The following is a 12384-nucleotide window of genomic DNA, read 5'->3' as shown; positions in this document are numbered from 1 at the left end:
ACTGGAATATTACAATGCATTTCCTCTATACTAAATAAGGTATAAAGGAGGAAATGATGATGAAAAAACTTATTATGACATTATTTATCGCGATGTTAGCATTGGCTGGCTGTAATACAAACAAAGAAGAACCGAAAAAAGAAAAGAAACTTGAAAGTATAAACGTAGCGCTTCAAACGAATCCGAAAGAAATTAAACCTGGTGAAAAAACAGAAGTACAAGCACTTGTTACACAAGGAAAAGAAAGAGTAACGGATGCTGATGACGTAAAGTTTGAAATTTGGAAAGATGGCGACGAGAAACATGAAATGTTAGATGGTAAGCATAAGGGTAAAGGTGTTTATGCTGTAGAGAAAACATTTGAAACTGATGGAGTATATCATATTATTCCTCATACAAATGCACGCGATATGCACGTTATGCCAGCACACAAAGTTGTTGTAGGGAATGCGAAAGTAGAAGATGCGAAAAACGAAAATAGCGATCACAGTGCAGGACATGGAGATCATAAAAGTGACACAATGATCCATCTTATGGCTGGAGACATAAAGGCAAATGCTGAATCTACAATGAAAGTTCATTTAAAGCAAAAAGAAGAAGCATTAACTGGTGCTGAAGTACAACTAGAGATTTGGAAAGATGGTGTTGAAAAACACGAATTTATTCCAGCGAAAGAAGGGAATAAAGGCGAGTATGAAACGAAACATACTTTCAAAGAGAACGGTGCTTACAAAGTGAAAGTGCATGTAAGAAAAGGCGAATTGCATGAACATAAAGAAGAAACGGTAGAAGTAAAATAAAAAGTAGCTCTTTAGAGCTACTTTTTATTTTTATTATGAAGAAATAAATCATAAAATAATTAGCACTTCTTTGCATAATGGATTACAATAGAAGTGTGAAAAAAATGAGAAATTCTACGAAAATGTATTAAAAAGAAAGCGTAAACATGTTATGATATCAGTATCAGATGTCTGACATCTGACTTAGAAAAAACTAGAAATGTTTTTGAATCGTTTCAAGTAAACGAAATAGGTTAGAGAATGATTTAAAGAAGTACTGTTTGACAATGAGAATTCTTATGGATAACAGTTTCACTTTATAGCGTTTTGAACATACTACAAGAAGTAGAACTGAACTTATAGGAGGTCGCAGTTATGAATAAATATAAACGTATATTCCTAGTCGTAATGGACTCTGTGGGAATCGGTGAAGCACCAGATGCTGAGCAATTTGGTGATCTAGGATCTGACACAATTGGTCACATTGCTGAACATATGAATGGGTTACAAATGCCTAACATGGTGAAATTAGGTCTTGGTAACATTCGAGAAATGAAAGGTATCTCTAAAGTAGAGAAACCACTTGGATATTACACAAAAATGCAAGAGAAATCTACTGGTAAAGATACAATGACAGGTCACTGGGAAATCATGGGCCTTTACATTGATACACCATTCCAAGTGTTCCCGGAAGGATTCCCGAAAGAATTACTTGATGAATTAGAAGAAAAAACAGGCCGTAAAATTATCGGTAATAAGCCAGCTTCTGGAACTGAGATTCTTGATGAACTTGGTCAAGAGCAAATGGAAACAGGCTCTTTAATCGTTTATACTTCTGCTGATAGCGTATTGCAAATTGCAGCACACGAAGAAGTAGTGCCACTTGATGAATTATATAAAATCTGTAAAATTGCACGTGAATTAACATTAGATGAGAAATACATGGTAGGTCGTGTTATTGCTCGTCCATTCGTTGGTGAACCTGGAAACTTTACACGTACACCAAACCGTCATGACTATGCATTAAAACCATTCGGTCGTACAGTAATGAATGAATTAAAAGATAGTGACTACGATGTAATTGCTATCGGTAAAATCTCTGACATTTATGATGGCGAAGGGGTAACGGAATCACTTCGTACGAAGTCTAACATGGATGGAATGGATAAGCTTGTAGATACATTAAATATGGACTTTACAGGTCTTAGCTTCTTAAACTTAGTTGACTTTGATGCATTATTCGGCCACCGCCGTGATCCACAAGGATACGGAGAAGCTCTGCAAGAATATGATGCACGTCTTCCAGAAGTATTCGCAAAACTAAAAGAAGATGATCTATTATTAATTACAGCAGACCACGGTAATGATCCAATTCACCCTGGTACTGACCATACACGTGAATATGTACCATTATTAGCATATAGCCCAAGCATGAAAGAAGGCGGACAAGAGTTACCACTTCGTCAAACATTTGCTGATATTGGTGCAACAGTAGCAGAAAACTTCGGTGTGAAAATGCCAGAATACGGAACAAGCTTCTTAAACGAGCTAAAGAAATAGGGGGATAAACAAATGAATCGTGAACTTATTACAAAATCAGCTTCATACTTAAAAGAGAAATTTCAAGAGACACCACAAGTAGGACTAATCCTTGGATCAGGACTAGGTGTATTAGCAGATGAAATTGAGAACGCAGTAACAGTACCTTACAGTGAAATCCCTGAATTCCCAGTATCAACTGTAGAAGGCCATGCAGGTCAACTAGTATTTGGTACACTTCAAGGTGTAACAGTAGTAGCAATGCAAGGACGTTTCCACTTCTATGAAGGATACGACATGCAAAAAGTAACATTCCCAGTTCGTGTTATGAAAGAACTAGGTGTAGAAACGGTTGTTGTAACAAACGCAGCTGGTGGTGTAAATACATCATTTGAGCCAGGCGATCTTATGTTAATTTCAGACCACATTAATTTCATGGGTACGAATCCATTAATCGGACCAAATGATTCTGAAATGGGCGTACGTTTCCCTGATATGTCTACATCATATACAGTAGAACTTCGCGAAATGGCGAAACAAGTTGCAGCAGACTTAAATATTAAAGTACAAGAAGGTGTATACGTAGGAATGACAGGTCCTGTATATGAAACACCTGCTGAAATTCGTATGCTTCGTACACTTGGCGGAGATGCAGTTGGTATGTCAACAGTACCTGAAGTAATTGTAGCGCGTCATGCTGGTATGAAAGTATTAGGTATTTCTTGTATTTCAAATATGGCAGCTGGTATTTTAGATCAGCCACTTCACCACGATGAAGTAATTGAAACGACAGAACGTGTTAAAGCTAACTTCTTAGCATTAGTAAAAGCAATCGTAAAACAAATGAAGGGGTGACTTCACAATGAGAATGGTGGACCTAATTGCAAAAAAACGTGACGGACATGCATTAACGACAGAAGAAATTAACTTTATTGTTGAAGGATATACAAATGGTGATATTCCTGATTATCAAGTAAGTTCACTTGCAATGGCAATTTTCTTCCAAGATATGAAAGATCAAGAGCGTGCTGATTTAACGATGGCAATGGTAAATAGCGGTGATACAATCGACTTATCAGCTATTGAAGGTGTAAAAGTAGATAAGCATTCAACAGGTGGTGTTGGTGATACAACGACACTTGTATTAGGTCCATTAGTAGCTGCTTTAGGTGTACCAGTAGCGAAAATGTCTGGACGCGGTTTAGGACATACTGGTGGTACAATTGATAAATTAGAAGCAGTTCCAGGATTCCATGTGGAAATTGAAAACGATGAATTCATGCGTCTTGTAAATGAAAACAAAATCGCTGTTATCGGCCAAAGTGGTAACTTAACACCTGCTGATAAAAAGTTATATGCACTTCGTGATGTAACAGCAACAGTAAACTCAATTCCGCTTATTGCAAGTTCGATTATGAGTAAAAAAATTGCTGCTGGTGCAGATGCAATTGTTCTTGATGTAAAAACTGGAGCAGGTGCATTTATGAAAACGGATGAAGATGCAAAACGTTTAGCAGAAGCAATGGTACGCATCGGTAATAACGTTGGTCGTAATACGATGGCAGTTATTTCTGATATGAGTCAACCACTCGGTGAAGCTATCGGTAACGCATTAGAAGTACAAGAAGCAATTGATACATTACAAGGTAAAGGGCCGAAAGATTTAGAAGAGCTATGTTTAACACTTGGAAGTCAAATGGTGTACCTTGCTGGACAAGCTTCATCTTTAGAAGATGCACGTGAAAAGCTAATTGAAGTAATGAACAACGGAAAAGCGCTAGAATCATTTAAAACGTTCTTATCAGCGCAAGGCGGTGACGCATCTGTTGTTGATGACCCTTCTAAATTGCCACAAGCACAATTTAAAATTGAAGTGGAAGCGAAAGAAGACGGATATGTATCAGAAATCGTTGCAGACGAAATCGGAACAGCAGCAATGCTTTTAGGAGCAGGACGTGCAACGAAAGAGTCTGAAATTGATTTAGCAGTTGGTCTAATGCTGCGCAAAAAAGTAGGCGATAGCGTGAAGCAAGGTGAATCCCTTGTTACAATTTACGCAAACCGCGAAAATGTTGAAGATGTAAAAGCGAAAATTTATGAGAACATGAAGATCTCTAAAGAACACGTAGATGCACCAACTTTAGTACACGGTATCGTAACGAAGTAATAAAAAAAAGCTGAGGAGATTTCTCCTTGGCTTTTTTTACTATTTTTTGTTTATAATAATAATGGGTGAAATTATGATTAGAATTTGTGCAGTAACAAAAACAGATGAAGTATTATATGATGTTTCTCTAGAAGAAACAAAGAAAGACCATATTGTATGGTATTGGCTAGATTTATATAAGCCAACGAAAGAAGAGTATACATATATTCTGCAAGACCATTTTAAGTTCCATCCCCTTGCAATTGAAGACTGTCTAGAATATGTACAGAGGCCAAAAGTTGATTTTTATGATGGATATAACTTTTTAGTTCTTCACGCGTTTGGAGAAGATGGGCTAGAACCACATGAAATTGATTTGTTTGTTAGTGATCGCTATATTGTTTCTTTCCATTTTTCTCATAATAATGCAATTGAAAGAGTATGGAAAACACTTGGTGAGAAGAGGCGGATTAAGAAAGGGCCTTTACATGTAGCACATACGATCACTGATCAAATTGTAGATGATTATTTCGCACCTGTATATTACATTGAAGATCATTTAAATGCGATTGATGATAATTTAACAGGTGAGACAGCAGGAGCCGTGCTAGAAGAAGTATTTGATATTAGGGCAGATTTATCTAAGTTAAGACGTACAATTATTCCAATGCGTGATTTATTGTATCGTATTTTGAATTCCACTCGTTTTTACGGTATAAGTGATCATGAGATTTATTTTAAAGATATACATGATCATTTACTTAAACTTACGGAAATGATTGAGGCAAGTCGAGAGTTAACGGCGGATATTCGGGATAGTTATTTTTCATTAAACTCACATCATATGAATAACATTATGAAAACATTAACTGTATTCTCGACTATTTTTATGCCATTAACATTTATTGCGGGAGTATATGGAATGAACTTTACGCATATGCCAGAGCTTGGTGGACAATATAGTTATTTTATTTGTCTTCTTCTAATGGCATTAATTGGCGGCGGAATGATGGCCTGGTTTTATAAAAAAGGATGGTTTAAGTAAAAAACACCGAGGATTTCCCCGGTGTTTTTTCTTAACCAATAGCATGTAATACAAACATAGCTAAGAATAAGCATGTAATGATATACATAGATGGTGCGACTTCTTTACGCTTTCCAAGAGCAACTTTTAAGATAGGGTAAGCAATAAATCCGAACGCAATGCCATCAGCGATACTATATGTGAGCGGGATCATGACGATAATTAAGAACGCTGGAAATCCTTCTGAAAAATCGTTCAGAGGAATTTGCTGAATGCTTGTAATCATCAGGCCGCCAATAATAATTAAGATTGGTGCAATGGCACTATCAGGAATTAGTTTGACAAACGGAAGTGCAAACAATGATGCAAAGAATAACAACCCCGTAACGATAGACGTCAGACCTGTCTTTCCGCCTGCAGTAATACCTGCGGCACTCTCTACTGTTGATACGGTAGGGCTTGTGCCAAATAGACCACATGTCATTGCTGAAATTGCATTGGCTTGGTAAGCACGTGGGAATTTACGGTCATCTTCTAATAAACCGTGCAGAAGTCCCATGTTCTCAAAAATAAGCACCATGCTTAAGGAGAATGTTGCAATCCAAAACGGTAAGGAAGAAAGTTTGCCAAATGACATAGCTCCAAACACATCGCCGTAATTAGCGAATGAGAATGAACTATTTCCGATTTGACTTGTATCAACAAGGCCAAATAGCCATGCAATACCAGTTCCTATTGCAATCGTCCATAAAAAGTTTCCACGTACGTTACGAATAAATAGTACAAGTGCAACGATAAGAGTAAGCACGGTCGCAAGAACGACAGGATTACTTAATTTACCCATTGCAACAGCAGTATTTGGGTTCGAAACGACTAAACCACCTTTTTGCAATCCGATAAACGCTAAAAATAATCCGATGCCGACAGTAATCGCTTCCTTTAATGACTTTGGAATTGATACTGATAGCACGCGAGCGATTGGTGTAAAAGCGGCAATTGCAAAAATAATACCAGAGATAAAGACAGCAGCCAATGCTTCTTGCCAAGTTAGTCCAAGCGTATGCACAGCTGTGTACGTGAAGAATGCATTTACACCCATACCAGGGACAAGAATAGCAGGTGCATTTGCCCAAAATGCCATGAGTAGACATCCGACAAATGAACTGAAAACAGTTGCTAAAATTCCAGCTTCAAGAGGAATGCCAGCATCGGATAAAATTGACGCATTTACAATCATAATATATACGATCGTGAAAAATGACGTAACTCCAGCTAAAACTTCTTGTTTTGGTGATGTTTCGTGTAAACCTAATTTAAATGTTCTTTCAAGTATTCCTTTCATGTTAAACCTTCTTTTTCATATCCCTCTCCCACCCGTGATATCTCTTTCGTAAGAGCTCACCGTCCTTTATTATATCAGAACATCATGTTTTTACAACAAGGAAAATGATAACGTTTACTTATAAATGAAATTATTTATAAATACGTAAAAACTGCCCGTATTGTTGAAATGATTTCTAATTCACCCGATTGAATGGGTGGAGCTGCTTGCGCATGTAAAGTAGCATAAGACGTAATCTCCCTTGGTAATTGGGCAGATTCTTCAACGAATGAGAGGGGAACAGGATTAATATTTAAATTATATGTACTCGCAATAGCACGAGCTTTTTCTACTGCCTGGTGCAGAGCTTGAATGAGAGCTTGCTCATAATATTTATTTGGATGAGATACTCGGAAACGTAAACCTTTTGCTACATTTGCGCCATTTGAAACGGCTATATCATATACTTCCCCAGCTTTTTGTACATTTAAAACGGTAATTTCATACAAATGCTCTACACGGTATCCTTGCAGCAATGCTTTATCATTTACATATTCGTATTGAGGAGTAATTGTATAAGAAATCGTCTCTATATCTTTATCGGCAATACCAAGCTGTTTAAGTGCATCCAGCAATTGTTTGGATTGCACTGCATTTTCTTCTTGAGCCTGTTTTACATTTTTATCATCTGTTCGAATGCCGAGTGTTAATATAACAACATTCGGTTTTGCTTTTACAACACCTTCTCCTTGTACAGTAATAGTAGCTTCTTTACCAGTATTAGCAGTGCGTACGTTGTGTAAATAAGGGTTCATTCCACCCTGCATTTTCCATCACCATCCTTTTTATATGTATATGTGTGAACAAAAAAGAAATTTATATGAAAAAAGTTACATAAATGAGAATGTTGAGGAAAGAAAGCATATACAACATAGGTATTTATAGATTATAATATGTGTAAATATGATAAAAAAGGGACGAGGCTATTGAACGAAAAAAGAGAAACACTGATTTTAGATTTATCTGCATCATTTCGAAAAATGATACGTTTATTACAAAATGATATTAATACACGTTTTGCAGAACATATGCCATATAATGAATTTTCTGTATTACGTGCGTTATTTTTAAACAGTCCACAGATGGCTTCGCAAATTGCGAGTGAAGTAAACGTAACCTCCAGTCATATTACAGCTGTTACAGATCGTCTCGTACGAAAAGGATTAGTAGAAAGAAAACGTTCTAATTCAGATCGTCGAATCGTGTACTTAGAAATTACAGAGCACGGAAGAGAAGTAACTGAAAAACTTGAAGCTGTGCGTAAAGAATATTATAAAGAGAGATTTAAAGGTTGGAGCGACCAAGAAATAGAAATGGTCTTAGAACTATTTGGCCGCGTATTATAATAAATGAGGATAGGAAGCGAAAGCACTCCTATCCTTTTTCTTTTGAATAAAAATATTTTGAAACTCCGATACTTTAATTAAAAGATCGGAGGAAAGATTATGAAATATATTGCTGCACTTACCATTTTATTTGGTAGTTTTTTCTGTTTTCAAACATTCACGTACGCAGATACGCCTATCCAAGTGGTGCGAAAAGAAGTGAAGTACATCGAAAACGATAATACAGTCTTATATTCGAAATTATGGGTTCGTTCTATGCAAAACGCAGTATTATTCCACCATAGCGATAATATTCGTAATCGGGACACATTACGTAATGTAACAAGTTCATCGCTTGTTAAAGCGAAGCAACTATCTTTTCAGAAAGCAGCACTTTATATACCGAGACTATCGCAATACGTATCAAAAATAGGGAAAGAAAACATTCAAGTGTACTACATTGCGATTCACTATAATGTGAAAAAAGAAAATGCATATCAATTAGATGGCATGAACTATTTTCTACAAGTATTCGTAAAAGAGCGTGGGGAATGGAAAATTGCCGAAAGTGTAGTTGCACCGACAGAGCAAATTGTGCAAAATGGTGATGGATTTGGGATGAAAGAAGAGATGGTGTATGGGGATAGGAGAGAGAATGTAAAATAACCTCCTCTTTAAGAGGAGGTTATTTTATTTGAAATTCCAAGATACTTTCCATTTTAATATTTTAGGTAGGAAGAAATAAGTAATTAAACTAGTCACCAAAAATCCGATGTAAAAGCTTGACAATGACTGCGCACGACTTAGTATTAAACCTCCAACGATTCCACCAAAGAAAATCGCACAACCTAATACTACTTTTTGTAGCTTTGGATATAATAAATAGTTACCATTTCGCTCATTGACTGAACGGGCATATAAATATATACCGAGTGGTAATAAAATAATGATATGTGCAATAGGTCCAATCAATGTTTTTGCTGGTGGAATCTTTGTAAAGTTTGGTTCGTTATGGCGTACTCCATTTTGATCAGTATAAGCGCTTTGTGGATCATAATTAAAGTAAATACGAAAATCTTCTGCTGGACTAGAAATACGTATGTTTTCCATCACATCATGTATAAGGCCGTTGTCCTCATGAAATTCAGTGTTTGAGTGAACAGCAATGACTCCTGAAATAAGTGATGGAAGTAAAGCTGGGAAGATTAATATAACTGTAGTGAGAAACCCTTGCGATATAATATTCCCTGTAATTGTACCTACACATAAGGCAATTGTATAAATAGCGATTAATACAATTAACATGTATATAAAATAACTATGAAAGGGAGAGAATACTTGATATTTATTATGAAAAGTTAACTTTTTCATAATAGCAAATAGTCCCCAGTTTAAAACGACAACAGCGGTGATATTACAGATTCCAAACAACCATTTTGTTATATAAAGGTGTGAACGTTTAAAAGGCATAGACCATAACAAGTCGCTAGCGTTATTTTGTCTTTCCCATCCAATTAACGTACAAGCTAGAACGATAAGTACACTACCTAACAGCATGATAGAATCTAGGAGTGTTAAATCAAAGTGATAATGATATACATAGTTCCATTTTTTATTGTCATTTAGAAAGTGTTGCTCTTGAATAGAAGTCATATAGTATTGATATGACAAAGTATAGAAGCTGACGAGCCAAAATAACCATACAACATATTTACTTTGTTGATACGTTCTTAGCCACAGTGCTTTTTGAAACATAGGATCTCTCCTTTAAAAAACTTTATAATTTGTTAGGCGTGATAATATAACATAAGTAATGATTCCAGTTAGAAACAAACCGATATAGTAGCTAGGTAAGAAATGAAAATGGTTTATTTTATAGCCGCCTAGTAATGCAAAGTAAATGGTTGTCCCCCATATCCATATTCGTAAATGCTTTTGGAAAATAAATATCTTCTGACCGTTTTCATTTGGCGATCGTGTGTATAAATATGTTCCAAGTAGTAAGTAAACTATCGTATAGAAAATAGGGACTAACATTGATTTGGCTGAATAATATATATGAGATGCTGGATCTCTTAAAATAGTTGGATTGTTCTCGATCTTACGGGATTCCGGATCATAGTAATAATTGATAGAAAAGTGATTAATTGGTGCAACTATATTTGTTTTTTGATTGATTTCATAAAGTTGTTGATATAAGTTTTCATTTTTAATATTTGCAGCATCTAAATGGTTTATTGTAAAAGTGTATAGTAATGTAATAAATGTAACCCTTGCTAGTAACCACGGAACACAAAAAACAACCTGCGAAACAACGCTTCCAGTAAAAGTACCGATGCATAGTGCAGCTGTATAGACTGCAACATAAGAAAAAATCGCATAAAGAAAGTATCGATGAAAAGGACTAAATGATTGATAATCAAAATGAAAGGTTGTTCTATAAATAACATACATAAGGATCCAATTTATAAGTAACGAGCTCACAATACAAAGTGCACCGAAAGTCCATTTAGATAAGAAAACATCTTTTCTTTTAAACGGCATTGTCATAAGTAGTGTATTCGATTGGTTGCTACGTTCCCATCCTATCAATAAGCAGGCTAAAGCAATGATAAGAACAGTTAACCAAAAACTATTACCTTCTCCTGAAGAAAAGGCATAAAAATAATAATACTGTTTTCCCTTTTCTTGTAATTCGTAATACACATCAAGTTGTTGCTGAGCACTTCTATAGTAGCCAAAAGGTAACAAGTAAAGCGAACTAAAGAAGAATAGTAACACAGCATATTTCCCGCGCTTCCAATTCCACATCCACAACGCCTTATGAAACATACCCATCCTCCTCCAGTGTCGTAACGAAGACATCTTCAAGTGACATTGTTAATTCTTCAATGAGTATAGGTTGCTCTTTATAAAACTTCTCAAGCGTTACAGCTACATTTCCTTCAATTAAAATCGTATATACTTTTCCCGTTTGATTTAATATTTTAATATTGCTTAAGTTTTCTAGTTTTTGAGGTAGTGAACGTTCATAAGCTACTTGGATTTTAGCAAATTGTGATTTTGCATCGTCTAGCGATGTAATAGAAGATACGGTATGTCCTTTTAATATGATGATTGTATCTGCAATTTGTTCAACTTCATCTAAATGATGGGTAGATATGAAAATGGTAATCTCTTTTTCTGCAACTTCTCCAACGAGAAACTGTAAAATCTGTCTTTTAACGATAGGATCAAGTCCGTTTGTTGGTTCATCTAAAATAATATATTCTGCCTGTGCAGCAACAGCTAAAATGATGGCAAGCAGTGCCTTCATTCCTTTTGAATAACTACGAATTCGTTTGTTTGGTAAGTTGAAACGTTCTAGTAGTTCGTAGAAATATGGTTCATCAAATGCTGTATAAACTGCTTTATAAAACTTCACGATTTCTTTTACTGTATAACCGTTCAGTATGTTAGTAGAATCCGGGACATATACGATTTTTTGTTTCGTTTCAGGATTCTTATGAATGTCGATATCCTCATATGTAACAGTTCCCTCATCTGGGTCTAAAATGCCGACTATCGTTCGTAATAAAGTTGTTTTCCCCGCACCATTTCTTCCAAGTAATCCGACGATACTACCTCTTTGTAATGTGAAAGAAACATCGTCTAAAATTGTTTGATTATCAATTGTTTTCTTCAAGCTTGTCACTTTCAACATCCGTATTCCCTCCAATCTCTTTATAGTATGAATCTATCCAATCATGAATTTTATCTTTCGTAATACCAAGATAAGAGGCTTCTAATAGTAATTGATGAAATTGCTTTTCAACCATAGCGATTTTCCTTTCGTCTAATGTTGGGGTAATCGATTGGGATACAAATGTTCCTTTTCCTCGTAACGTTTCAATAATTCCTTGTCGCTCTAACTCTTGATACGCTTTACTCACTGTATTTGGATTTATAACGAGTAAAGAAGCGAGTTCGCGTACAGAAGGAAGTTTATCACTTGGAGCCAACATGTTTTTCAATACGAGTTCTTTTATATTTTGAACAATTTGTTCCCATATCGGAGTGTTGCTTCTTGGGTCAAGTTGAATATGCAAGAGCAATGTCTCCTTCCTCATATGTATTAAGTGTATTACTGTGTGTAATACACTTAATACAATATAGGGGACGAATGTATTTGTCAACTGAAAATAATAGAA

General features: G+C 35.7%; 13 protein-coding genes. 7 read left to right on the top strand and 6 right to left on the bottom strand.

Going from position 1 to position 12384, the window contains the following annotated elements; genetic code table 11:
- The first annotated feature begins 56 nt into the window (after positions 1-56).
- The 5 genes from ACTJJY_RS04050 (at position 57) to corA (ending at position 5509) form a co-directional block, all read left to right on the top strand.
- A complete protein-coding gene (locus ACTJJY_RS04050) occupies positions 57-800 on the top strand; it encodes a FixH family protein (protein WP_440605054.1) in 744 nt (247 codons plus the stop codon).
- A 354-nt stretch (positions 801-1154) separates the two neighbouring features.
- Entirely contained in the window at positions 1155-2339 is a 1185-nt protein-coding gene (gene deoB / locus ACTJJY_RS04045) for a phosphopentomutase (protein WP_001046079.1), read from the top strand.
- A 12-nt stretch (positions 2340-2351) separates the two neighbouring features.
- Positions 2352-3173, top strand: a complete 822-nt coding sequence (locus ACTJJY_RS04040) for a purine-nucleoside phosphorylase (RefSeq protein WP_001078446.1) — start codon at positions 2352-2354, stop codon at positions 3171-3173.
- Positions 3174-3180: 7 nt separating this feature from the next.
- Positions 3181-4485, top strand: a complete 1305-nt coding sequence (locus ACTJJY_RS04035) for a pyrimidine-nucleoside phosphorylase (protein ID WP_440605053.1) — start codon at positions 3181-3183, stop codon at positions 4483-4485.
- Between the two features lie 61 nt (positions 4486-4546).
- Positions 4547-5509 (top strand): magnesium/cobalt transporter CorA, encoded by a 963-nt coding sequence (gene corA, locus ACTJJY_RS04030; RefSeq protein ID WP_002026281.1) that lies wholly within the window; start codon positions 4547-4549, stop codon positions 5507-5509.
- Between the two features lie 31 nt (positions 5510-5540).
- Here the strand turns inward: corA and ACTJJY_RS04025 are convergent, their stop codons facing one another.
- Together ACTJJY_RS04025 and ACTJJY_RS04020 are read right to left on the bottom strand one after the other, a co-directional pair.
- Entirely contained in the window at positions 5541-6830 is a 1290-nt protein-coding gene (locus tag ACTJJY_RS04025; RefSeq protein WP_000676248.1) for an NCS2 family permease, read from the bottom strand.
- A 134-nt stretch (positions 6831-6964) separates the two neighbouring features.
- Entirely contained in the window at positions 6965-7636 is a 672-nt protein-coding gene (locus ACTJJY_RS04020; protein WP_440605052.1) for an SIMPL domain-containing protein, read from the bottom strand.
- Between the two features lie 159 nt (positions 7637-7795).
- On the opposite strand from ACTJJY_RS04020, the gene ACTJJY_RS04015 reads away from it, so the two are divergent.
- On the top strand, positions 7796-8215 hold the full coding sequence (locus ACTJJY_RS04015; RefSeq protein WP_001003307.1) for a MarR family winged helix-turn-helix transcriptional regulator: 420 nt from the start codon (positions 7796-7798) through the stop codon (positions 8213-8215).
- Positions 8216-8314: 99 nt separating this feature from the next.
- Positions 8315-8860 (top strand): hypothetical protein, encoded by a 546-nt coding sequence (locus tag ACTJJY_RS04010; RefSeq protein ID WP_000873787.1) that lies wholly within the window; start codon positions 8315-8317, stop codon positions 8858-8860.
- A gap of 24 nt (positions 8861-8884) precedes the next feature.
- On the opposite strand, the gene ACTJJY_RS04005 is transcribed toward ACTJJY_RS04010, so the two are convergent.
- Genes ACTJJY_RS04005 through ACTJJY_RS03990 form a run of 4 tightly spaced genes read right to left on the bottom strand, consistent with a single transcriptional unit; the run spans position 8885 to position 12282 of the window.
- A complete protein-coding gene (locus tag ACTJJY_RS04005; protein ID WP_440605051.1) occupies positions 8885-9949 on the bottom strand; it encodes an ABC transporter permease subunit in 1065 nt (354 codons plus the stop codon).
- 12 nt (positions 9950-9961) lie between these two features.
- Positions 9962-11026: an ABC transporter permease subunit gene (locus ACTJJY_RS04000; protein ID WP_440605050.1), complete on the bottom strand. Its 1065-nt coding sequence runs from the start codon at positions 11024-11026 to the stop codon at positions 9962-9964.
- Complete coding sequence (locus tag ACTJJY_RS03995) at positions 11016-11897, bottom strand: ABC transporter ATP-binding protein (RefSeq protein WP_440605049.1); 882 nt, start codon at positions 11895-11897, stop codon at positions 11016-11018. Before ACTJJY_RS03995 ends, ACTJJY_RS04000 begins: the two co-directional genes overlap by 11 nt.
- On the bottom strand, positions 11863-12282 hold the full coding sequence (locus tag ACTJJY_RS03990; RefSeq protein ID WP_000548027.1) for a GntR family transcriptional regulator: 420 nt from the start codon (positions 12280-12282) through the stop codon (positions 11863-11865). Before ACTJJY_RS03990 ends, ACTJJY_RS03995 begins: the two co-directional genes overlap by 35 nt.
- Between the last annotated feature and the right edge of the window lie 102 nt (positions 12283-12384).

It is taken from the genome of Bacillus sp. 22475 (assembly GCF_052044835.1).
GTDB lineage: Bacteria > Bacillota > Bacilli > Bacillales > Bacillaceae_G > Bacillus_A > Bacillus_A cereus.
This window is presented reverse-complemented; position numbering and strand designations above follow the sequence as displayed.

What these genes read in the sequence shown, in the direction of transcription:
- ACTJJY_RS04050 (WP_440605054.1), top strand. Translation starts at nt 57, where the DNA reads ATGATGAAAAAACTTATTATGACATTATTTATCGCGATGTTAGCATTG.
- deoB (WP_001046079.1), top strand. Translation starts at nt 1,155, where the DNA reads ATGAATAAATATAAACGTATATTCCTAGTCGTAATGGACTCTGTGGGA.
- ACTJJY_RS04040 (WP_001078446.1), top strand. Translation starts at nt 2,352, where the DNA reads ATGAATCGTGAACTTATTACAAAATCAGCTTCATACTTAAAAGAGAAA.
- ACTJJY_RS04035 (WP_440605053.1), top strand. Translation starts at nt 3,181, where the DNA reads ATGAGAATGGTGGACCTAATTGCAAAAAAACGTGACGGACATGCATTA.
- corA (WP_002026281.1), top strand. Translation starts at nt 4,547, where the DNA reads ATGGGTGAAATTATGATTAGAATTTGTGCAGTAACAAAAACAGATGAA.
- ACTJJY_RS04025 (WP_000676248.1), bottom strand. Translation starts at nt 6,830, where the DNA reads ATGAAAGGAATACTTGAAAGAACATTTAAATTAGGTTTACACGAAACA.
- ACTJJY_RS04020 (WP_440605052.1), bottom strand. Translation starts at nt 7,636, where the DNA reads ATGCAGGGTGGAATGAACCCTTATTTACACAACGTACGCACTGCTAAT.
- ACTJJY_RS04010 (WP_000873787.1), top strand. Translation starts at nt 8,315, where the DNA reads ATGAAATATATTGCTGCACTTACCATTTTATTTGGTAGTTTTTTCTGT.
- ACTJJY_RS04005 (WP_440605051.1), bottom strand. Translation starts at nt 9,949, where the DNA reads ATGTTTCAAAAAGCACTGTGGCTAAGAACGTATCAACAAAGTAAATAT.
- ACTJJY_RS04000 (WP_440605050.1), bottom strand. Translation starts at nt 11,026, where the DNA reads ATGTTTCATAAGGCGTTGTGGATGTGGAATTGGAAGCGCGGGAAATAT.
- ACTJJY_RS03995 (WP_440605049.1), bottom strand. Translation starts at nt 11,897, where the DNA reads ATGTTGAAAGTGACAAGCTTGAAGAAAACAATTGATAATCAAACAATT.